Source organism: Pseudomonas moorei, from assembly GCF_008801475.1.
Classification (GTDB): Bacteria; Pseudomonadota; Gammaproteobacteria; order Pseudomonadales; family Pseudomonadaceae; genus Aquipseudomonas; species Aquipseudomonas moorei.
On record NZ_VZPP01000005.1, the window covers coordinates 97292 to 118293 of the forward strand.

Annotated in this window: 19 protein-coding genes; 11 read left to right on the top strand and 8 right to left on the bottom strand. The window is 60.8% G+C overall.

Translation table 11 applies throughout. The annotated features are described in order from the left end of the window. Positions 1-121: 121 nt before the first annotated feature. The 3 genes from F7R06_RS10695 to F7R06_RS10705 form a co-directional block, all read right to left on the bottom strand. The gene (locus F7R06_RS10695) at positions 122-2470 is read right to left on the bottom strand and encodes an FdhF/YdeP family oxidoreductase (RefSeq protein ID WP_090327896.1); all 2349 of its coding nucleotides are present in this window, start codon (positions 2468-2470) and stop codon (positions 122-124) included. After that, positions 2467-3306, bottom strand: coding sequence for a formate dehydrogenase accessory sulfurtransferase FdhD (fdhD, locus tag F7R06_RS10700; RefSeq protein ID WP_090327899.1), 840 nt, complete (start codon positions 3304-3306; stop codon positions 2467-2469). Before fdhD ends, F7R06_RS10695 begins: the two co-directional genes overlap by 4 nt. 92 nt (positions 3307-3398) lie before the next feature. Continuing rightward, positions 3399-4286: a LysR family transcriptional regulator gene (locus F7R06_RS10705; protein WP_090327903.1), complete on the bottom strand. Its 888-nt coding sequence runs from the start codon at positions 4284-4286 to the stop codon at positions 3399-3401. A 148-nt stretch (positions 4287-4434) separates the two neighbouring features. Here F7R06_RS10705 and lysM point away from each other — a divergent pair, with 148 nt between their 5' ends. Further along, a complete protein-coding gene (gene lysM / locus F7R06_RS10710; protein WP_090327905.1) occupies positions 4435-4884 on the top strand; it encodes a peptidoglycan-binding protein LysM in 450 nt (149 codons plus the stop codon). A gap of 157 nt (positions 4885-5041) precedes the next feature. Here the strand turns inward: lysM and yrfG are convergent, their stop codons facing one another. Next, entirely contained in the window at positions 5042-5704 is a 663-nt protein-coding gene (gene yrfG / locus F7R06_RS10715) for a GMP/IMP nucleotidase (protein ID WP_090327909.1), read from the bottom strand. Positions 5705-5792: 88 nt separating this feature from the next. On the opposite strand from yrfG, the gene nudE reads away from it, so the two are divergent. Beyond that, positions 5793-6359: an ADP compounds hydrolase NudE gene (gene nudE, locus F7R06_RS10720; protein ID WP_090327911.1), complete on the top strand. Its 567-nt coding sequence runs from the start codon at positions 5793-5795 to the stop codon at positions 6357-6359. Further along, positions 6356-7183: a 3'(2'),5'-bisphosphate nucleotidase CysQ gene (gene cysQ / locus F7R06_RS10725; protein WP_090327915.1), complete on the top strand. Its 828-nt coding sequence runs from the start codon at positions 6356-6358 to the stop codon at positions 7181-7183. Before nudE ends, cysQ begins: the two co-directional genes overlap by 4 nt. Before the next feature lie 84 nt (positions 7184-7267). Here the strand turns inward: cysQ and F7R06_RS10730 are convergent, their stop codons facing one another. The 4 genes from F7R06_RS10730 to rfbC all read right to left on the bottom strand — a co-directional run bounded on the left by F7R06_RS10730 (position 7268) and on the right by rfbC (position 11614). Then, positions 7268-7723: a YiiD C-terminal domain-containing protein gene (locus F7R06_RS10730; protein WP_090327918.1), complete on the bottom strand. Its 456-nt coding sequence runs from the start codon at positions 7721-7723 to the stop codon at positions 7268-7270. 39 nt (positions 7724-7762) lie between these two features. Continuing rightward, positions 7763-9157, bottom strand: coding sequence for a sigma-54-dependent transcriptional regulator (locus tag F7R06_RS10735; protein ID WP_090327921.1), 1395 nt, complete (start codon positions 9155-9157; stop codon positions 7763-7765). Beyond that, entirely contained in the window at positions 9154-10962 is a 1809-nt protein-coding gene (locus F7R06_RS10740; protein WP_090327924.1) for a sensor histidine kinase, read from the bottom strand. The genes F7R06_RS10735 and F7R06_RS10740 overlap by 4 nt, the downstream gene beginning before the upstream one ends. 106 nt (positions 10963-11068) lie before the next feature. After that, positions 11069-11614, bottom strand: coding sequence for a dTDP-4-dehydrorhamnose 3,5-epimerase (gene rfbC / locus F7R06_RS10745; RefSeq protein WP_090327927.1), 546 nt, complete (start codon positions 11612-11614; stop codon positions 11069-11071). Positions 11615-11803: 189 nt separating this feature from the next. Between rfbC and F7R06_RS10750 the strand changes: the two genes are divergently transcribed. The 8 genes from F7R06_RS10750 to F7R06_RS10785 all read left to right on the top strand — a co-directional run bounded on the left by F7R06_RS10750 (position 11804) and on the right by F7R06_RS10785 (position 20962). Beyond that, a complete protein-coding gene (locus F7R06_RS10750) occupies positions 11804-14716 on the top strand; it encodes an aminotransferase (protein ID WP_090327930.1) in 2913 nt (970 codons plus the stop codon). Between the two features lie 262 nt (positions 14717-14978). Continuing rightward, complete coding sequence (gene aguB, locus F7R06_RS10755; RefSeq protein ID WP_090327934.1) at positions 14979-15857, top strand: N-carbamoylputrescine amidase; 879 nt, start codon at positions 14979-14981, stop codon at positions 15855-15857. 5 nt (positions 15858-15862) lie between these two features. Then, on the top strand, positions 15863-16969 hold the full coding sequence (aguA, locus tag F7R06_RS10760) for an agmatine deiminase (protein ID WP_090327937.1): 1107 nt from the start codon (positions 15863-15865) through the stop codon (positions 16967-16969). Between the two features lie 247 nt (positions 16970-17216). Then, positions 17217-17429, top strand: coding sequence for a hypothetical protein (locus F7R06_RS10765; protein ID WP_090327941.1), 213 nt, complete (start codon positions 17217-17219; stop codon positions 17427-17429). Positions 17430-17670: 241 nt separating this feature from the next. After that, complete coding sequence (locus F7R06_RS10770) at positions 17671-18342, top strand: DsbA family protein (protein WP_090327945.1); 672 nt, start codon at positions 17671-17673, stop codon at positions 18340-18342. A 256-nt stretch (positions 18343-18598) separates the two neighbouring features. After that, positions 18599-19885 (top strand): OprD family porin, encoded by a 1287-nt coding sequence (locus F7R06_RS10775; RefSeq protein ID WP_090327948.1) that lies wholly within the window; start codon positions 18599-18601, stop codon positions 19883-19885. 205 nt (positions 19886-20090) lie between these two features. Next, a complete protein-coding gene (locus tag F7R06_RS10780; protein ID WP_056852134.1) occupies positions 20091-20309 on the top strand; it encodes a tautomerase family protein in 219 nt (72 codons plus the stop codon). Then, complete coding sequence (locus tag F7R06_RS10785) at positions 20306-20962, top strand: DsbA family oxidoreductase (RefSeq protein WP_090327950.1); 657 nt, start codon at positions 20306-20308, stop codon at positions 20960-20962. Before F7R06_RS10780 ends, F7R06_RS10785 begins: the two co-directional genes overlap by 4 nt. Positions 20963-21002 lie beyond the last annotated feature (40 nt).

Below are 21002 nucleotides of genomic sequence, written 5' to 3' on the forward strand. Positions count from 1 at the left end.
CGCAATATTTGTTGTCTGTGATGGCGCCATCGCGAGCAAGCTCGCTCCCACAATGGATCTGTGTTGACACAAAAATCGGTGGGGGCGAGCTTGCTCGCGATAGTGCTGGATCAGTCGCCGCTTAAGCCGACCTGGCCATGATCAATCCGGTCTCGCTCGCCGCTTCCAGGCGGATGGCGACGAACTTCGAGGTGGGCGTATGGCTGCCATCCCCAGTGCTTTCCAGCGGTACCAAGGGGTTCACTTCCGGATAGTAGGCCGCCGCTTGCCCGGCCGGGATATCAAACGCCAGCAGCGTAAAGCCTTTCACCCGACGCTCCAGGCCATCATCCCAGATTGATACGATGTCAGCCTTCTGCCCCGGCTTGAAGCCCAGGCGAATGATGTCGGCTTCGTTGACGAACAACACGTCACGTTGGCCTTTCACCCCGCGATAGCGGTCATTGAGCCCATAGATCGTGGTGTTGTACTGATCGTGGGAGCGCATCGATTGCAGGATCAGGTCCGGCAGTACGCCGGTGGCGCGGGTGCGCTCGTGCACCAGGTTCTCCGGCAGCGCATTCGGGCGGAAATTGGCTCGGCCTGACGCGGTGTTCCACTTGCGCGCACCGGCGCTGTTGCCGAGGTAGAAGCCACCCGGATTCTTGATTTTCTCGTTGAAGTCCTTGAAGCCAGGGATGGTGTCGGCAATCAGGTCGCGGATGCGCCTGTAGTCCGCGACCAACCAGTTCCAGTCCACCGGGTGGCTGCCCAGCGTGGCTGCCGCAATGCCGGCCAGAATCGCCGGCTCCGAACGCATCTGGTTCGACAGCGGTTCCAATTGGCCATTGGAGGCGTGGACCATGCTGAACGAGTCCTCGACGGTGACCGCTTGGGGGCCTTCGGTTTGTCGGTCGATATCGGTGCGACCCAGGCACGGCAGAATCAATGCGTCCTTACCGTGGGCCAGATGGCTGCGGTTGAGCTTGGTGCTGATCTGCACGGTCAGGTCGCAATTGCTCAGGGCCTGGAAGGTCCGTGGGCTGTCGGGAGTGGCTTGGGCAAAGTTACCGCCCAGGGCAATGAACACTTTTGCCCGACCCTCGGCCATGGCGTGAATCGCTTCAACCACGTTGTGGCCGTTTTCGCGCGGCACTTTGAACTGGAAACGACGCTCCAGCGCATCAAGGAACGCCACCGGCGGGCGCTCGTTGATGCCCATGGTCCGATCTCCCTGCACGTTACTGTGGCCACGCACCGGGCACAGGCCCGCGCCCGGCCGCCCGATGTTGCCGCGCAGCAGCATCAGATTGGCAATTTCCTGGATGGTCGCCACCGAGTGACGATGCTGGGTGATGCCCATCGCCCAGCACATGATGACGTTCTTGCCCTTGGCGTACATGCGCGCCGCCTGCTCGATTTCCACCAGAGGCAGGCCGGATTGCTCGACGATCTGCTCCCACGGGGTGTCGTCGATGACCGCGAGGTAATCCAGCACGTTGACGCAGTGCTCATTGAGGAAGTCGTGATCGAACACCGCAGGCTCCCCCGCCTTCTGCGCGTCGCGCTCCCACTGCAACAGGAACTTGGCCATGCCGCGCATGATCGCCATGTCGCCGCCCAGTGCCGGGCGGAAGTATGCGGTGTTGGTCGGCTTGTCGCGGTTGGTGAGCATTTCGATCGGGTGTTGCGGGTGCTGGAAGCGTTCCAGGCCACGTTCCTTGAGCGGGTTGATGCACACCACTTGTGCGCCGCGTTTCACCGCTTCACGCAGCGGCTCAAGCATCCGCGGGTGGTTGGTGCCGGGGTTCTGGCCCCAGACGAAAATGGCATCGGCGTGTTCAAAGTCATCGAAAGTCAGGGTGCCTTTGCCGACGCCAACGCTTTGCGCCAACGCGACACCACTGGCTTCATGGCACATGTTCGAGCAGTCGGGGAAGTTGTTGGTGCCATAGGCGCGCACGAACAATTGATAGAGAAAAGCCGCTTCGTTGCTGGCACGCCCAGAGGTGTAGAACTCGGCTTGATCCGGGCTCGACAAACCGCGCAGATGTTTGGCGATCAGGGCAAAGGCATCGTCCCAGCTGATGGGTTGGTAGCGATCGGTCTCGGCGTTGTAGCGCAAAGGCTCGGTCAGGCGGCCCTGGTATTCAAGCCAGTAGTCGCTCTGCTCCAGCAACGAAGTGACGCTGTGTCTGGCGAAAAATTTGCCATCGACACGCCGTTTGGTCGCTTCCCAGTTCACCGCTTTGGCGCCGTTCTCGCAGAACGCCACCATGCCGCCTTCCAGCGAGTCGCCCCAGGCGCAACCAGGGCAGTCGAAACCGCCGTTCTTGTTGGTCTTGAGCATCATGCGCAGGTTTTTCAGCGCGTTGTCGCTGGTCAACCAGGCCTGGGCGACGCTGATCAGTGCGCCCCAACCACCGGCCGGACCTTTGTAGGGTTTGTAGCGAGGAACGGGTGTCTGGTCGGCTTGACGGTGTTGACTCACGCTTGATTCTCCAAAGCCGGGCTGTAAACCCGTGGCGCATTCTTTTGTGGCAGATGGATGAGATTGAGGTTGTGACGACGGGCCCATTGCACGGCAAGGCCGGTGGGCGAGGACAGGCTGACCAGGGTCTGGATGCCGGCGCGCAGCACTTTCTGGATCAATTCGAGGCTGCAGCGACTGGTGACAATCGCCAGCCCGCCGGTGGTCGATATGTTGCGACGGATCAGGCCACCAATCAGTTTGTCGAGGGCGTTGTGCCGGCCGATGTCTTCACGACCCAGCAACAATTGGCCCTGATCGTTCATGAACACCGCAGCGTGTACCGCACCGCAATACTGGCCAAGCGGCTGGAACTCACTGATGCGCTGGCGCAGGCCGTCGAGCCATTCGGCGGGCGGCAACGGTGCGCCGGGCAGCACTTGAAGGTCCGGCAATGCCTGTTCGACCGCTTCCACGCCGCAGAGCCCGCAACCGCTGGTGCCGGCCAGTTGCCGACGCTGTTGCTTGAGGTTCCAGAACGCGCGGTTGGCAATGGTCACTTGCGCGTACTGCGCCGAACCCGAGCCACTGAGTTGCAGGTCATAAATCTCGGACGCGTCCTGGATGATGCCGCTTCCAAGGCTGAAGCCGACGACGAAGTCTTCGAGATCGGTCGGTGTCACCAGCATGACCGCCTGGCTGATGCCGTTGTAGGCAATCGCCAACGCGACTTCCTCGGCCAACGCGGTGCTGGCTGATTCGGTGTATTGAAGGTTGCTGTAGCTGTAAGTCTGGCTGGCAGCGGGCTCGGGCGTTGTGGAGGCGGGCGCCGAGCAGTCAGGGCGCTTGGCGTTCATGGCATCACCTACGGTTTGATCAGCTTTAAGACTAGGCGCGACAACGTGTCGCGTCTAATTGCTATTACTGATCCACCGATAGATAGCGTCGATCAAGCCTTCGGTAGCGATTGCTGCAAAATCGCAAAACAGGCTTCCGCCAACGCTGAGCGTGGGGCGCTGCGCCGCATGATCAGCCCCAGCCGGGCCAGGGTCTGGGCATTGTCGATGGGGTGCAGGCGCAGTTGGTCGGTGAGCTGTTCAAAACCGCCGTCAAGCGGCATCACGGCACAGCACAGACCGCCGTGCACCGCTTGTAGCAATTGATGCACTGCGTCGGTTTGCAGCAACGGTTGCGGCGTCAGGCCACGGATGTGGAAGTTGTGGTCAATGGACTGGCGAAAGTGCATGCCACTGGTGAGCATGCCCAGCGGTAGTTCGATCAACGATTCCCAAGTCAGAGGCGACTCGCCGAAGTTGAAGAAACGCTGATCGTACAGCAGGCCCATGCGCGCTTCGCTGAACGTCAGCGACTCGAAGCGTTCACCGTCCAGGCGCTCCAGATATGAAACGCCGATATCCAGCCGGTTATTCGCCAGTTGTTCGAGGATTTGCTCGGAGCTCAACGCCGACAGTTCGAAGCGCAGGTTCGGGTGTTGCGCGTGCAGGTGTTGCAGCAGCGGCAGTGGATCGAAACTCGACAACGGCACCACGCCCAGGCGCAAAGTACCGACCAGGTTGCCACGACAGGCGGCGGCCTCGGCGTATAAGCCGTCGTAGGCGGCCAACACCGTGCGCGCCCAGGCTAGCACCCGCTCGCCCGGCGCGGTGAAGCCTTCGAAGCGCTGACCGCGATTGACCAGCGGCAAGTCGAGTTCTTCTTCAAGGTTGCGCAGGCGCATGGACAGGGTCGGCTGGGTGATGTGGCAGCGCGCGGCGGCTTGGCCGAAATGACGGGTTTCGTCGAGAGCGATGAGGAATTTCAGCTGCTTGATGTCCATCTTCGCTCCAGGGCGGCTCCAGGGGGTTGAGCAGGTGCCGATTCTATCTCCCGGGGGCAGCGGCGTCATTGGTCGGGTTGGATCCACAAGTCACAGGGGTGGTCTAGGCTTTTGCGTCTGAACACTTAATTCCCATGGAGAGCGCCCGATGAGTCTGTTCAGTTTTCTAAAAGAAGCCGGTGAAAAAATCCTCGATGCACTGACGCCGGACAAGGCCGAAGCCAACAGTGAAGCGTTGACCCGACATGTGCAAAGCGCGCTGACGGGGATCGACACGTCGAAGATTCAGGTGAAGGTCGAGGGCGATAAGGTCATTGCCAGCGGCGAAGCGAATACGCAGGAAGAGAAGGAAAAAATCCTCCTGGCACTGGGCAACGTGGCGGGTGTCAGCGGCGTTGAAGACCAGATCACCGTGATCGGGCCTGTGGTCGTGGCGGCGAAGTTTGTCGTGGTCGAGAAGGGCGACACGCTGAGCGCCATTTCCCTGCGTGTGTACGGCAATGCCAACCTGTACAACAAAATTTTCGAAGCCAACAAACCGATGCTCAAGGATGTGAACAAGATCTATCCGGGGCAGTCGTTGCGAATTCCCGAGTAAAAACAAAACCCGTGGCGAGGGAGCTTGCTCCCGCTGGAGGGCGAAGCACTCCCAATCCGGCTAATGTGTTCTTTCTGATAGATCATGTCAGCTGAAGTGCGCCTGCTGCGCAGCCGAGCGGGAGCAAGCTCCCTCGCCACAATGACGGTGTCAGGTCTCAAAGCCCGGCAATCAAATCTCGATAATCCTCCACCGCCGCAAACTCTGCCGTGTCCTTCGGCCCTTTTCGGCTGTCCGGCTCTTTCACGGCCAGCAAATGCGTCACGCCAAATTCCCGGGCACTGCGCAGGATCGGCAGGGTGTCGTCGATAAACAGGCTGCGCGCCGGATCGAAGTCGATGTCCGCCTGCAACGCCTCCCAGAACTGCGGGTTTTCCTTGGGGAAACCGTAGTCGTGGGAGCTGATCAAGCGTTCGAAGTAGGGCGCCAGTTCGATTTTTTCCAGCTTCAATGACAGAGAGTCACGGTGGGCATTGGTGATCAGCACCACGCGTTTGCCGGCCCGTTTGATCGCCGCCAGGAAGGTGTCCGCATCGGGGCGCAGGGCGATCAGGTGCGCGGTTTCCAGCTTCAGTTCGCGTACCGGCAGCTTGAGTTCGGCACTCCAGAAATCCAGGCAATACCACTGCAACTGACCGGCATTGCGCTCGAACAGCGGCTGCAGTTCCAGCTCGGCCATGGCCCGGCTTATCCCGTGCAAGTCGGCATAACGCTGGGGCAGGTGCTCCAGCCAGAAATGGTTGTCGAAGTGCAGGTCCAGCAGCGTGCCGTCCATGTCCAGCAGAACGGTGTCGATGTCGTGCCAGGGCAGCAGGGACATAAAAACTTCTCCAGCGTAAAAAAGGTATCCGAAGACAACAATCAGGATAGGCCGGGTATAGTAACCCGCTATTGCCCAGGAGCCGCTCATGCGCCAGAAACCCACCGTCCTCGCCCGCGAGATCGTCGCCACCAGCCGTTTGTTCTGTGTCGAAGAACTGAAGTTGCGCTTTTCCAATGGCGTAGAGCGCACTTATGAGCGATTGGTCGGCAAGGGTGCCGGGTATGGCGCGGTGATGGTTGTGGCGATGCTCGACGCCGATCATGCAGTGCTGGTCGAAGAGTATTGCGGCGGCACCGATGCATACGAACTGTCGCTGCCCAAAGGCTTGATCGAGCCGGGTGAAGACGTGCTGGCGGCGGCCGAGCGGGAGCTCAAGGAAGAGGCTGGTTTCGGTGCGCGGCAATTGGAGCATCTGACCGAGTTGTCGTTGTCGCCCGGCTACATGAGCCAGAAGATCCAGGTGGTACTGGCCACCGACCTCTATGAGGAACGTCTGGAGGGCGACGAGCCGGAGCCGATGGGTCAGAGCAAGGTCAACCTGCGCGAGCTGTCCGCTCTGGCGCAAAACCCGCAGTTCACTGAGGGGCGAGCCTTGGCGGCGCTGTACCTGGCCCGTGACCTGCTGACTCAACGTGGAGTGTTCCTGCCATGAATTTTCCTCATCCATTGATGGCGCCGGTGGTTGAACTGGCCTTGCAGGCGGGCGACGCGATCCTGCCGTTCTGGCGCACAGGCACGGCGGTGACGGCCAAGGCCGACGACTCTCCGGTGACCGCCGCCGACCTGGCTGCCCATCATCTGATTCTGGCCGGGCTGACGGCACTCGATCCGAGCATTCCGGTGCTGTCCGAAGAGGACGCCAACATCCCCCGGAGCGTGCGCGCCGGGTGGCAGCGCTGGTGGCTGGTCGATCCGCTGGACGGGACCAAGGAATTCATTTCCGGCAGTGAAGAGTTCACCGTCAACATCGCCCTGATCGAGCAGGGGCGTGTGGTGTTTGGTGTGGTGTCGATGCCGACCAGCGGGCGCTTCTACGTGGGCGGTGCCGGGCTGGGCGCCTGGCGTGGCGACAGGGGTGAAGCGCCGCTGCCGATCCAGGTTCGCGAAGTACCGCCGGCGGGTGTGGCGTTCACCGTAGTCGCCAGCCGTCGCCATTCCAGCCCTGAACAGGAACGTTTGCTGGCCGGGTTGAGCGCCAGCCTGGGCGAGCTGGAACTGGCCAATATCGGCAGCTCACTGAAGTTTTGCCTGTTGGCCGAAGGGGCGGCGGATTGTTATCCGCGCCTGGCACCGACTTCGCAGTGGGACACGGCGGCCGCGCAAGGGGTGCTGGAAGGGGCGGGTGGCGAGGTGCTGGAGTTGAGTGGCGCGCCATTCAGCTATCCGGCGCGGGAATCGCTATTGAATGAGTTCTTTTTGGCGCTGCCGGCGAAGGCGGCGTGGCGGGATAAATTGTTGGCGCTGGCTAACCTGTAGCTGGCTTGCCAGCGATGCGGTGTGTCTGACACACCGCGTTGCATGAATCGCCAACAAGCCGGCTCCTACGATGGTCATCGCGCTTCAGCGGTGCAGTACGTACTGCCCGGTGAACGTCACGGCGTCTTCCTCGCTTCCCGCATTCACGACCCGCGTATGCAGGGTCAAACGCGCCCGGCCGTAACGCTGGTACATGGTCAGGAATTTCTTCCACACCGCAACACTCGGCGCCTGGCAAATGGCGTTCGCATCGCCGGTCACCGGAAGCGGGTAGCTGATCTGCCCTTCCTGAATCACGATGTGCCCGTCTTCAATGCCTTCTTCTTTCATTCGCAAATGCAGCCAGCCCCAGCCGGCCAACACCGCGCCGCAATACAGGCTGCCGCCGAACATGGTGCTCTTGTGGTTGACGTTGGCGTCCAGCGGCAAATACAGGCGCAGCTGCTGATCGTGCCAGTCGAGCACTTTGAGGCCCATGTCCCGCGTGAGGGGGATGTCGTGATGGAGAACGTTTTCCAGGTAACGACTGTCGCGGTTCATGCAGGGCCTCTTGTTTTAAATGGATGATTTGACCGTGGCTCAATCGAGTTCGTCGGTGTGGCTGGAGGCGCCACTGTCGGCGAAGCTCAAGCCGTGCTTGCGCAGCTTGTCGTGCAAGGTCTTGCGTGGAATGCCCAAGGCTTCGGCGACGCTGCGCAGCGAACTGTGCGAGCGCGCCAGTTCGGCGGCGATCAGGGTTTTTTCGAAGTTTTCCACTTGCTCGCTCAGGCCACCGCTGACCACCGTCAGCGGTGCTCCCGCAGTGTCTTGCAGCTCTGCATTGTCCAGTGCCAGCTCCAGGCCGAGGGCGAAACGTTCGGCGGCGTTTTGCAGTTCGCGCACGTTGCCCGGCCAGGTATGGCGCAGCAGCTGCGCCCGTTGCCCCGGTTGCAGCTCGTTGGGCGGCAAGCCGTGGCGGGCGCTGGCTTCATCGGCGAAATGCTGGAACAGCATCAAGGTATCTTCGCCGCGCTCGCGCAGGGGGGGAATACGCAGCGGTGCGACATTCAGACGGTAATACAGGTCGGCGCGAAAGCGTCCCTGATCGGCGGACTGGCGCAGGTCTTCCTTGGTGGCGGCGATGATGCGGATGTCCAGCGGTATCAGCTGATTGCCGCCCAAGCGTTCGACCACCCGTTCTTGCAGCAACCGCAGCAATTTCACCTGCACATCCAGGCTCATGCTTTCGATTTCATCGAGAAACAGCGTGCCGCCGTTGGCGAATTCGAACTTGCCGATACGGCGTTTCTGCGCGCCCGTGAAGGCGCCTGGCTCGTGACCGAACAGCTCGCTTTCAACCACCGACTCGGCCAGTGCGCCGGCATTGATCGCCACGAATGGACCGCTGCGTCTGTTCGACAGGTCATGCAGCGCCCGCGCGACCACTTCTTTGCCGGCCCCGGTTTCGCCAAGGATCAGCACGTCGGCCTTGGTCGCCGCCAAGGCCCCGATTTGTTGGCGCAGCCGTAGCATCGAGGGCGATTGCCCGACCAGGCGGGCGCTCAATTCATTGCGATCGCTCAGGGCCAGACGCAGGCTGCGGTTGTCCAGCACCAGTCGGCGCAAGGCCAGGGCGCGACGTACGCTGTCGAGCAGGGCGTCGCTGGCGAAAGGTTTTTCGAGGAAGTCGTAGGCCCCGGCGCGCATGGCCTGCACCGCCAGGGGCACGTCACCGTGACCGGTAATCAGCAGCACCGGCAACTCCGGGTCCTGGGCGTGGAGTTCCGTCAGCAGTTCCAGGCCGTCCATGCCTGGCATGCGGATATCGCTCACCACCACGCCCGGCCAGTCGCGTTCCAGTTGTGCGGCCAGGCCTTTGGCTTCGGCCAGTGGCAGGATTTTCAGGCCGGCCAGATCCAGCGTCTGGCTCAGGGCCTGGCGCAGGTGGGGATCGTCGTCGATCAACACGACCTGGATGCGGTTGTCGATGGTCATGCACTTCGGTCCTCGGACGGTTGCAGGCTCACACCCGGTGCGCCTGCGCGCAGCTTCAGGGTAATCAACGCGCCACCTTCCTTGTGGTTGGCGAACGACAGTTCACCACCGAAGGCGCGCATCAGGGTTTCGCAGATCGCCAGCCCCAGCCCAAGGCCCTGGGTGCGGGTCTTGGTGGTGTAGAAGGGCTCGCTGGCGCGGCCAAGGGCTTCCATGCAAAAGCCGGGGCCATTGTCGCGAATGTACAGGTTGACGCCATCGGCGGTGGATTGGGCACTGAGCCAGAGTTTTCGCGGCGGGCCTTTTTCTGTCAGGGCATCCAGGGCGTTAGCCAGCAGATTGCCAAGCACCTGACGCAGGCGGGTTTCTCCGGCCTCGACCCACAGGGTGGCGGCAGGCAGGTCGCGGATCAGTTCGACCTCCATGCTGCGCCGACGCTTGGCCAGCAATGCCAGGGCATCGTCCAGCGCCGGTTGCAGGGCGACGCTTTCCGGGGCGTGCCGATCACGGCGGGCAAAGGCGCGCAGATGGGCGATGATCGAGGCCATGCGCCCGGTCAGTTCGCTGATCAGCTTGAGGTTGCCCCGCGCATCGTCGGTACGCTGGTGATCGAGCAGCACTTCAGCGTTTTCCGCGTAGCTGCGAATCGCCGCCAGCGGTTGGTTGAGTTCGTGGCTGATGCTCGCCGACATCGTGCCCAGCGCCGACAGTTTGCCGGCCTGCACCAGATCGTCCTGGGCGCGCACCAGTTCTTGCTGGGCCTGCTCGCGCTCCAGCACTTCCTGTTTCAATCGACGGTTGAGGCCTTCCAGATCGCTGGTGCGTTCGGCAACCCGGGCTTCCAGTTCGCGTCGGGCCTTGGCTTCGAAAGCGATTCGTTCAAGGTAATGGCGGCGGCGCTGCATCATCAGGCCGAGCAGCAGCATCAATACCAACAACGTGGCGCCACCGATGGCGACCACCGTGCGCACCGGGCGGTCAATCAGGGTGCGCGGTGCGAGGATGCTGACGTCCCAGCCGGTTTCCGCGATCGACTGGGTCTGGGTCAGCCAGGCGTTGGGATTGAGATTCAAGGGCTGGGGCTCCCGCGTCGGGTAAGGCTGGATCGCGGTGATGGCCTTGCTCTCTTCATCGTTCAGCGGACGGGTCGCGCGAAAGCGCCATTCCGGCCGCGAGGTGATGATGACCACGCCGTTATGGTCGGTCAGCAGCAGTTGTTCGGGGGTTTTGCCCCACAGGCTTTCGGTGTGGTCGAGGTCAACCTTCACCACCAGTACGCCGATGATTTTCTCGCCGTCGCGCACCGCCGCGGCGAAGAAGTAGCCGCGTTTGGCGGAAGTGGTGCCCAGCCCGAAAAAGCGCCCCAGCCGCCCGGCCATGGCCTCGCTGAAGTAGGGGCGGAAGGCAAAGTTACGGCCAACGAAACTGTCGTGCTTGTCCCAATTGGACGCCGCCAGAGTCTTGCCCGTGGTGTCCATCAGATACATGACTTCGGCGCCGGTCTGGGCGCTGATGTTTTTCAGCAGGCGGTTGGCATTGCCCTGGGTAACGCCGTCGTCCGGCGCACCGAGTACGGCGCGCAAGGCCGGCAGATCGCCGAGGATCTGCGGCAGTACTTCATAGCGATGCAGGGTGCCCAGCAGGTTGGCGACATAGAGGTCCAGGGTCTGCCGGTTCTGGCTGGCCAGTTCGCTGCGGTAATAGCGCTCGGCCAGATGCTCCAGCGGCCACAACAACGGCGCCAGGCACAAGGCGAGCAGCGCCAGGCTGCGCCAGCGAGGTCTGCGGGGGAGGGTCGGGGTCATAAGCATCGAGCGCCTGTGGGTACAGGCGCATTATGCCTAGGCTTGCGGGCGCAGTCTGCGCACCTTGGGGCGGGTGTGCCTGCGCGATGAAGCTTAGGTCCGGGTTTCAGGCAAATACCTGGGCGTCCTTGAGGAAGGCCCCGACCTTATCCTTGGCCGACAGTTGCGGCTCGGCGTCCAGTTGCCAGTCGATGGCCAGGTCCGGGTCATCCCAACGAATGCTGCGCTCGGACGACGGGTTGTAGTAGTCAGTGGTTTTGTAGAGGAACTCGGCGAACTCGCTCAACACCACGAAGCCATGGGCAAAACCTTCAGGAATCCACAGTTGGCGATTATTGGCGGCGGACAGGCGCACCGCGACCCATTTTCCGAAATGCGGCGAGCTGCGGCGGATGTCGACGGCGACGTCGAGCACTTCACCGGCCGTGACACGAACCAGTTTGCCCTGGGTGTTTTGCAGTTGGTAATGCAAGCCACGAAGCACGCCTTTTTGCGAGCGCGAGTGGTTGTCCTGAACGAATTGTGTGTTCAGGCCAGTCGCTTCTTCGAAAGCCTTCGCGTTGAAGCTTTCGTAAAAGAAGCCCCGCTCGTCACCAAATACCTTGGGTTCAATGATCAGAACACCGGGCAGGTCGGTGGTGACTACATTCATGGTGTTTCTCCAGTGATAGGCATGGGTGGACGACATTCTTGCGTAGAGTCTTGTTCAAGACGAGTGGCGCGTCATTTTTTCTTTATCCGTTTACCGAGCCTGTCGATCGTCTGGCGGATGACAGGGGGGTTGCGTATCGCCCCGAGCAGTGGCGATATAGGCGCCTAATAAAATTTCAGGGGTTGTTGTATGCCGCTCGCCACGTTGATTCATCGCGCCAGTTTGCCCAGTCCGCAAGTCTCTGCGGAGCAAGCGCTTGAGCTGTTGCAAGAGCATTACGGGCTGGGCGGAAGGTTGCAGGCCCTCGGCAGCCAGCAGGATCTGAACTACCGCGTCGACAGCGATCAGGGCCGTTTTGTACTGAAAATCTGTCGGGGCGACTATTCGGCGCTGGAGCTGCAAGCCCAGCACGCCGGGCTCAAACATCTGGGCGAACACCCGGACGTGCACGTGCCACGGGTGATCCCCGCGAAGAATGGTGCGGACCTGCTGACGCTGAAAGTCGGTGGCCAGGCGGTACACGTGCGCTTGCTGGACTACATCGAAGGCCAGTCCCTGACCCATCTGGATCATTTCAATCGTACGGTGGTGGCCGGCTTCGGTCGCTTGTGCGGCGAGATGGACCTGGCGCTGGCGGATTTCGATCATCCGGGGCTGGAGCGCACCCTGCAGTGGGACGCTCGTCATGCTCAGGCGTTGATCGCGCATTTGTTGCCGGTGATCCAGGACGACGCGCAGCGCACATTGATCGCTGAAGCAGCCGAGCAGGCCGAGTGTCATTTGCAGCCACTGGTGGACAAGCTGCCGGTGCAGGCCATCCACATGGACATCACCGACGATAACGTGGTGTGGCAGCGCGATGCGCAACGCCACTGGCAATTGCAGGGCGTGATCGATTTCGGTGATTTGATCCGCACCTGGCGCATCACTGACCTGTCGGTGACCTGTGCGGCGTTGCTGCATCACGCCGACGGCGACCCGTTCTGCATTTTGCCGGCGGTGCAGGCCTATCACGCGGTCAATCCGCTGACCCATGAAGAGTTGCTGGCATTGTGGCCGCTGATCGTCGCTCGCGCGGCGGTGCTGGTGCTCAGTGGTGAGCAGCAGGTCAGCATCGATCCGGGCAACGACTACAGTCGCGACAACCTCACCCACGAGTGGGAAATCTTCCGCGTGGCCACCTCGGTGCCCCTGGCCTTGATGGAGGCGGCGATCCTGACGTCGGTCGGCCAGAACCTGTCGGAGATTGGCGGCGAAGGCTTTGCACCGCTGCTGCCAAGCCTGGTCGGTCGCGAGTTTGCCTTGATCGATCTGGGCGTGCTCAGCCCGCATTTCGAAGCCGGAAACTGGGAGCAGGAGGGCATCGATCAGCGGTTGTTGAACGAAGCGGCCGCCGCCCATGGTCTGGCGGCCAGTCGTTACGGGCAATACCGTTTGTCCCGCACCCGACCGGACAGCGCGATCGAACCGGACACCTGCCCGTTGCATGTCGAGCTGCGGGTGCCCCACGGCACGGCGGTCGAGTCGCCGTTTGCAGGCGTGATCCATCAGCCGTCGCCTGGCGTGTTGCAACTCGACGGCCCGCAACTGAGCGTGCGGCTCTGGGGCGTCACGCCGTCGCTGCATACCGGGGCCGCGCTGGTCAAAGGTCAGGTGCTGGGTGCGGTCAGCGGGCCGCTGATCGTGCAACTGACTCGTGGTGCGTCGTTGACGGCACCGTTGTTCTGCACCCCTTCACGTGCGGCCGCCTGGCAAGCCTTGTGCCCGTCACCGGCAGCCCTGCTGGGCCTGGCCTGCGATGCTGAAGCCGAACTCGACGCGCACACCTTGCTGGCCCGCCGCGATGCCAGTTTCGCGCGCACGCAAAAACACTATTACGTCGACCCGCCGCGCATCGAACGCGGCTGGCGCAACCACCTGATCGACATGCAGGGTCGTTCCTACCTCGACATGCTCAACAACGTCGCGGTACTAGGGCACGGCCATCCGCGCATGGCCGCGGTCGCCAGTCGCCAGTGGTCGCTGCTCAACACCAACTCGCGGTTCAACTACGCGGCAGTCGCCGAGTTTTCTGAGCGTTTGTTGAAGCTGGCGCCGGACTCCATGGACCGCGTGTTCCTGGTCAACAGCGGCAGCGAGGCCAATGACCTGGCGATCCGCCTGGCGTGGGCCTACAGCGGCGGTCGCGACATGATCAGCGTGCTGGAGGCCTATCACGGCTGGACGGTGGGCGCCGATGCGGTCTCGACCTCGATTGCCGACAACCCGAAAGCCTTGAGCAGTCGTCCGGACTGGGTGCACCCGGTGACGGCACCGAACACCTATCGCGGCGAGTTCCGTGGCCCGGACAGTGCGCCGGACTATGTGCGCAGCGTCGAACACAACCTGGCGAAAATCGCCGAGCAAAAACGCCAACTGGCCGGCTTCATCTGCGAGCCGGTGTACGGCAATGCCGGTGGTATTTCGCTGCCGCCGGGTTACCTGAAGCAGGTCTATGCCATGGTGCGTGCCCAGGGCGGCGTGTGCATCGCCGACGAAGTGCAAGTCGGCTACGGGCGCATGGGCCATTTCTTCTGGGGCTTCGAAGAGCAGGGCGTGGTGCCGGACATCATCACCATGGCCAAAGGCATGGGCAACGGGCAGCCACTGGGCGCGGTGATCACCCGCCGGGAAATCGCCGAAGCACTGGAAGCCGAGGGGTATTTCTTCTCGTCCGCCGGCGGCAGTCCGGTGAGTTGCCAGGTCGGCATGGCGGTGCTGGATGTGATGGAAGAGGAGAAGCTCTGGGAAAACGCGCAGGTCGTTGGCGGATATTTCAAGGAGCGCCTGGAAGCGCTGATCGATATTCATCCGTTGGTGGGCGCGGTGCACGGTTCCGGGTTCTACCTGGGCGTGGAATTGATCCGCAACCGCGAAACCCTGGAGCCTGCGACCGAGGAAACCACCGCGCTGTGCGATCGCTTGCGCGAATTGGGGATCTTCATGCAACCGACGGGCGATTTCCTGAACGTCCTCAAGATCAAACCGCCAATGGTCACCACGCGCCGCAGCGTGGATTTCTTTGTCGACATGCTCTCGAAGGTGCTCTCGGAAGACCTGTAAACACCGCCCTGCAGGAGCGAGCCTGTTCGCGATGAGGTCGTGTCAGTCACGGATGTTTTGATTGATAGACCGCTATCGCGAGCAAGCTCGCTCCCACAGGAGTCGTGGCGTTAATTCGATTGTTATCTGGTTTAAGTGCGTATTTTTAGACGTAAGGCATATTTGTCGCTTTTAAAGCCGATTTTTATCGGCTATAAAGTCGCCAATGCCAGGGCGTGGATGAACCATGCCCGACCGTCACGCACTTGCCCGGAGATGATTCATGAGCCGTAACGTTACCGTCGCCGCCACTCAGATGGCCTGTTCCTGGGACCTTGAAGGCAATATCGAAGTCGCTGAACGGCTGGTCCGTGAAGCCGCCGCCAAAGGCGCGCAGATCATCCTGATCCAGGAACTGTTCGAGGCGCCGTACTTCTGTCAGAAGCCGAATCCGGATTATCTGCAACTGGCCACGACGGTCGAAGACAACGTCGCCATCAAGCATTTCCAGAAAGTCGCCAAGGAACTGCAAGTGGTGCTGCCGATCAGCTTCTACGAATTGGCCGGCCGCGCTCGTTTCAACAGCATCGCGATCATCGATGCCGACGGCAGCAACCTCGGGATTTATCGTAAAAGCCACATTCCGGACGGTCCTGGTTACCACGAGAAGTACTACTTCAACCCGGGCGATACCGGCTTCAAAGTCTGGAACACCCGGTACGCGAAAATCGGTGTGGGCATCTGCTGGGACCAGTGGTTCCCCGAGGCGGCGCGCAGCATGGCGCTGCAAGGCGCGGAAATTCTGTTCTACCCGACCGCCATCGGCAGCGAGCCCCACGACAAGACCATCTCGTCCCGCGATCACTGGCAACGCGTGCAACAGGGCCATGCCGGCGCTAACCTGATGCCGCTGATCGCCAGTAACCGCATCGGCAACGAAGAACAAGACGGCTACGACATTACCTTCTATGGTTCGTCGTTCATCGCCAACCAGTTCGGCGAGAAGGTGCAGGAACTCAACGAAACCGAAGAAGGCATTCTGGTTCACACCTTCGACCTCGACCAACTGGAACACATCCGCAGCGCGTGGGGCTCGTTCCGTGACCGTCGTCCGAACCTGTACGGCGCGCTAAAAACCCTCGACGGTTCCCTGGAGTCCTGATCGACATGACCACATTGAATAGCACCCCTCGCGCCGACGGCTTTTACATGCCGGCCGAGTGGGCACCACAAACCCAGACCTGGATGGTATGGCCCGAGCGTCCGGACAACTGGCGCCTGGGCGGCAAACCGGCGCAAGCCGCGCACGTGGCGGTGGCCAAGGCCATTGCCCGTTTTGAACCGGTCACAGTGGCCGTTTCCGCCGGCCAGTACGAGAACGCCCGTGCCCGCCTGGACGTGCCGAATATCCGCGTGGTGGAGATGTCCAGCGACGACGCCTGGGTCCGGGATACCGGCCCGACGTTCGTCATCAATAACAATGGCGAAGTCCGTGGCGTGAACTGGGATTTCAATGCCTGGGGCGGTTTCGACGGCGGTCTGTATTCGCCGTGGAACCGTGACTCGCAAGTGGGCGGCAAGATCCTCGAGATCGAGCGCAGCCCGCGCTATCGCACTGAAGGCTTCGTGCTTGAAGGCGGTTCGATCCACGTCGATGGCGAAGGCACGCTGATCACCACCGAAGAATGCCTGCTCAATCGCAATCGCAATCCGCACATGAACCGTGCGGAAATTGAAGCGGTACTCAGCGCACACCTGGCTGTGGATAAAATCATCTGGCTGCCGGACGGTCTGTTCAACGACGAAACCGACGGCCATGTGGATAACTTCTGCTGCTACGTGCGTCCGGGTGAAGTGCTGCTGGCCTGGACCGATGATCCGCAGGACCCGAACTACCCGCGTTGCCAGGCCGCGATGAAAGTGCTGCAAAGTAGCACCGACGCCAAAGGCCGCCCGTTCACGGTGCACAAAATGCCGATTCCGGGACCGCTGTACGCCACGGAAGAAGAATGCGCCGGTGTCGATCCGGTGGATGGCACACAGGAGCGTAACCCGAGCGTTCGTCTGGCCGGTTCCTACGTAAACTTCCTGATCGTCAACGGCGGCATCATTGCCCCAAGCTTCGACGACCCGCTGGATGCGCCAGCAAAGGAAATCCTGCAGAACCTGTTCCCGCAACACGAAGTGGTGATGGTGCCTGGCCGTGAACTGTTACTGGGCGGCGGTAACATCCACTGCCTTACCCAACAACAGCCAGCGCCGCACAAAGAGTGAGTGCAGTTGTAACAGCTTGAGTTGATTGCGAATTCATTCTGGCAAACGTTTTCGCGCCCAGCTTCACGGCAAGCCCGCAGTCCTTCAGGACTGCGGGCTTTTTTGTATCCGCCTGTCGACTGTTCGCATACCTTGGCATAGCTCTTGTATCTGTGACGGTGTAATGCAGGGAGGGGGAGAACTTAGTTGTTCTGTCATAAACCTTGGATAAAGTCAGGCCGCTCACAAACCAGGAGAGAGCGCAGAAATGAACGCCGAAGTGAATGTGGTGAGCGAGCGCACGTTGCATCCCCTGGCGGTAAACGGCGAATCGCTCCAGATCCTGGCGCACTGGTTCAAGTCCAATGGAACGCGTCAGATCGCAGAAAGTGATCCGCGCCGGATGATGATCGAGCGCTACCCCGCTGGCTTGTTCAGCGAAGCGGAGCTGGATGCGTTGTGGGATGTGATGGAAGGATAAGAAGAAAAACAACGGATTGATAAACGAAAAACGCTGCCGGGATGGCAGCGTTTTTTTATGGACGAAGTTTTTGTCATCGCTGCTGACGCTTGGGGGAGCAAGCTTGCCCGCGAAGTTGTCCTTCACATGATTCGACCGATTCAAGAAACAGTCTGAAAGCCATTCCGGCGTTTTTCCGAAACAGGTGGGGCGCTAGTCTGCCGGCATTGAAATTCCCCGATTGTTTGCCGGAGCCTTGCCCATGATTCTTCATTACATTTACGACCCGCTTTGCGGCTGGTGTTACGGCGCCGAACCGCTGGTTCAGGCTGCCCGGAGCGTGCTACCGGTGATCGCCCATGGTGGCGGCATGATGACCGGCGCCAATCGCCAGAGCGTTTCGCCGCAACTGCGCAACTACGTCATGCCCCATGACCGGCGTATCGCCGAGTACACCGGGCAGCCATTCGGCGAGGCGTACTTTGAAGGTCTGCTGCGAGATCACACCGCCGTGTTCGACTCTGCCCCACCGATCGCCGCGGTGCTGGCCGCCGAACAAGTGGCGGGGCGCGGCCTGGAGTTGTTGGCGCGTTTGCAGCGCGCTCATTATGTGGAAGGACGAAGGATCGCCGACCACGCGGTGTTGTCAGAACTGGCGCAAGACATCGGCCTCGATCCCCAAGCCTTCGAAATGGCATTCGCTGGGGCGCCCACGGAGCGTCACATCAAGGACAGCCGTGCACTGTTGGCAACCGTGGGAGGGCAGGGCTTTCCAACGTTTGCCCTGGAGCAGGATGGCCGAATCACCCTCATCGATATCGGCCCATGGCTTGGCAAGCCGCAGGACTTTGCGAACTGGTTGCGTCAGGCGCTTCCCGCACCAGTGTCGTCCGTATCCATGCAAGCCTGCGGAATCGACGGCTGCGCCATTTGATGTTTTCTGCCAGGTAAAGCCATTTTTCAGACAATTTTCGCCTGATGACAGACGATTCATGAAATTGACACATCGTTGAGGCCGCAGCTACGATTCAGCCCAACGCCTGTGGCTGACCGCCACGATCCCAAATAATAAAAAGGCCTGCCGCGAGTCATCGTGGGCGGGCCTTTTTTTTCGGGATGAAAAAAGAGCGCAAAAGTGCCATTTCAGCCGTTCGACACAGCGCGTACCCACTGGTAATAAGGAAAACAACATGTTGAACAAGCGAATCAGCCTGATCGCTCTGGGGATTTTGAGCGCTTCACAGGCCATGGCTAACGACCAGGCCGAATCCAAGGGATTTGTTGAAGACAGCAGCCTCAAGGTGCTGTTGCGCAATGCCTACATGAACCGTGACTACAAAGACGGCAACCCGGATAAATCCGAGTGGGGCCAAGCGGCCATCGGCACGTTCTCGTCCGGCTTCACCCAAGGCACCGTGGGTGTGGGTGTGGATGCTTTCGGCCTTTACGCACTCAACCTGGAGCGCAGCGAAAGCCGTAGTGGCGCCCAAGGTATCGACTTTTTCAAAAAGGGTGACAGCGGCCAACCGGCTGACGACCTGTCCAAAGGCGGCGCAGCGGTCAAATTCCGTCTGTCCAGCACCACGCTGACCTACGGCGACCAGATGCCGGCCCTGCCGGTGTTGAGCTACGACAACTCGCGCCTGCTGCCAGAAAGCTACACCGGCACATTGATCACCTCCAAGGAGATCAAAGGCCTGGAACTGAACGCCGGTCGTTTCACCGCCGAATCGCGTAAAAGCGCTGAAGGCCGTGACAGCGGCGGCCTGAAGTCGATCAACGTGTTGGGCGGTAGCTACCAGTTCACCGAACAATTCAAAGGCGCGCTGTACGCGTCCGACGTCGAAGACGTGCTGAAGAAGCAATACGTGAACGCCAACTACGTGTTCCCGATCGACAAGGATCAATCCCTGACCCTGGACTTCAACGGCTACCGCACCAAGCTGGACGACGCCTACGTCCGTGAAAACGGTATCACTGGCGACGACAACAAGATCTGGAGCCTGGCCGCCACCTTCGTCACCGGCCCGCACTCCTTCACCATCGCCCATCAACGCAGCACCGGCGACAGCAACCTGGGCTACGCCTACGGCGGCTATCAGAAAGACCAGGGTCGCGTCGGCGACGGCGGCAACACCATCTACCTGGCCAACTCCTACTGGTCCGACTTCAACGCTGAAGACGAACGCAGCTGGCAACTGGGCTACGGCCTGGACTTCAGCGCCTTCGGCGTTCCCGGCCTGAGCTACAACGTCGCCTACGTGCGCGGTGACAACATCACCACCTCCACCAGCACAGACGGCACCGAGCGCGAAATCTTCAACCAGTTCAAGTACGTCGTCCAAAGCGGCCCGGCCAAAGACCTGAGCGTGAAGCTGCGCAGCTCTGTCCTGCGTGTTTCGCAGAAGTCGAGCGAGTACAACGTCAGCGGTAACGAAGTGCGTGTGTTCGTGGATTACCCGATCAACATTTTCTGATGATCGATTGCGGTATCGAGGCCTGATTGGAGGCTGAGCGCAAAGAGAAGCCCCGACTGGTTCGGGGCTTTTTCACGTCAAAATAGTTACATCAAGTAATTAATGATGTTCCCGTTCCCACCTTTATCCCCTCCAGCGAACTCCATACATTGAGCTCCAACGCCTCTCCCATCATCCCGACGGGAAGGTCACTGGAGATTCCTCAATGCCTTTCGTAAGCGTGCGCATCACCCGCGATGGCGTGACCACTGAGCAGAAAGCTCAGGTGATCGCGGAAATCACTGAAACACTGGAACGTGTCCTCAACAAGCGTCCAGACCTGACCCACATCGTGATCGAAGAAGTCGACACCGATAACTGGGGTTACGCCGGGATCACCACCACTCAATACCGCAAGCAACTGGCGGAAGAGGGGCAGTCATGACGCCGTCGGTGACCATCGATTTCGTCTCCGACGTGGTGTGCCCATGGTGCGCACTGGGGGCGACGGCGCTGGAGCAGGCCATCGAGAACGTGGCGGGCGAGGTTTCGGTCGAGCTGACCTACAAGCCTTTCGAGCTGAACCCGAACATGCCAGCCGAAGGCGAGAAAGCCGTCGAGCACCTGATGCGCAAATACGGTCGTACCGCCCAGGACGTCGCCAATGGCAAAGCGATGCAGATCGAACGCGGCAATGCCATCGGCTTCAAGTTCGACCTGGAAAAGCGCACCCACTTCTACAACACCTTCGACGCTCACCGCTTGCTGTTTTGGGCATCGGAGCAAGGGCGTCAGGTGGCGCTGAAGAAGATCCTGCTTCGCGCTTACTTCAGCGAAGGCCAGAACCCGAGTGATCAGCAGACGCTGGCGCGGTTGGCGGCAGAAGCCGGGCTGGACCAGGAACAGGCACGCGAGGTGTTGGCGTCTGGCGCGTACGCCGCCGAGGTGCGTGAACTTGAAGCGTTTTACCAGCAGCGCGGCATCAATTCAGTCCCGGCGATGGTGCTGAACGGCCGTCACCTGGTGTCCGGTTCGCAATCGGTCGAGTACTACGAGCAGATGTTGCGACAAATGGCGTCGGCCTCCGCCGAAGCCTGATTACTTACTTTTTCAAATCATCATTTATCAGTAGAGGTTC

Excerpts from the sequence above, each read along its gene's own strand:
- fdhD (WP_090327899.1), bottom strand. The coding sequence starts at position 3,306 with ATGAACGCCAAGCGCCCTGACTGCTCGGCGCCCGCCTCCACAACGCCC.
- F7R06_RS10705 (WP_090327903.1), bottom strand. The coding sequence starts at position 4,286 with ATGGACATCAAGCAGCTGAAATTCCTCATCGCTCTCGACGAAACCCGT.
- lysM (WP_090327905.1), top strand. The coding sequence starts at position 4,435 with ATGAGTCTGTTCAGTTTTCTAAAAGAAGCCGGTGAAAAAATCCTCGAT.
- yrfG (WP_090327909.1), bottom strand. The coding sequence starts at position 5,704 with ATGTCCCTGCTGCCCTGGCACGACATCGACACCGTTCTGCTGGACATG.
- nudE (WP_090327911.1), top strand. The coding sequence starts at position 5,793 with ATGCGCCAGAAACCCACCGTCCTCGCCCGCGAGATCGTCGCCACCAGC.
- cysQ (WP_090327915.1), top strand. The coding sequence starts at position 6,356 with ATGAATTTTCCTCATCCATTGATGGCGCCGGTGGTTGAACTGGCCTTG.
- F7R06_RS10730 (WP_090327918.1), bottom strand. The coding sequence starts at position 7,723 with ATGAACCGCGACAGTCGTTACCTGGAAAACGTTCTCCATCACGACATC.
- F7R06_RS10735 (WP_090327921.1), bottom strand. The coding sequence starts at position 9,157 with ATGACCATCGACAACCGCATCCAGGTCGTGTTGATCGACGACGATCCC.
- F7R06_RS10740 (WP_090327924.1), bottom strand. The coding sequence starts at position 10,962 with ATGACCCCGACCCTCCCCCGCAGACCTCGCTGGCGCAGCCTGGCGCTG.
- rfbC (WP_090327927.1), bottom strand. The coding sequence starts at position 11,614 with ATGAATGTAGTCACCACCGACCTGCCCGGTGTTCTGATCATTGAACCC.
- F7R06_RS10750 (WP_090327930.1), top strand. The coding sequence starts at position 11,804 with ATGCCGCTCGCCACGTTGATTCATCGCGCCAGTTTGCCCAGTCCGCAA.
- aguB (WP_090327934.1), top strand. The coding sequence starts at position 14,979 with ATGAGCCGTAACGTTACCGTCGCCGCCACTCAGATGGCCTGTTCCTGG.
- aguA (WP_090327937.1), top strand. The coding sequence starts at position 15,863 with ATGACCACATTGAATAGCACCCCTCGCGCCGACGGCTTTTACATGCCG.
- F7R06_RS10765 (WP_090327941.1), top strand. The coding sequence starts at position 17,217 with ATGAACGCCGAAGTGAATGTGGTGAGCGAGCGCACGTTGCATCCCCTG.
- F7R06_RS10770 (WP_090327945.1), top strand. The coding sequence starts at position 17,671 with ATGATTCTTCATTACATTTACGACCCGCTTTGCGGCTGGTGTTACGGC.
- F7R06_RS10775 (WP_090327948.1), top strand. The coding sequence starts at position 18,599 with ATGTTGAACAAGCGAATCAGCCTGATCGCTCTGGGGATTTTGAGCGCT.
- F7R06_RS10780 (WP_056852134.1), top strand. The coding sequence starts at position 20,091 with ATGCCTTTCGTAAGCGTGCGCATCACCCGCGATGGCGTGACCACTGAG.
- F7R06_RS10785 (WP_090327950.1), top strand. The coding sequence starts at position 20,306 with ATGACGCCGTCGGTGACCATCGATTTCGTCTCCGACGTGGTGTGCCCA.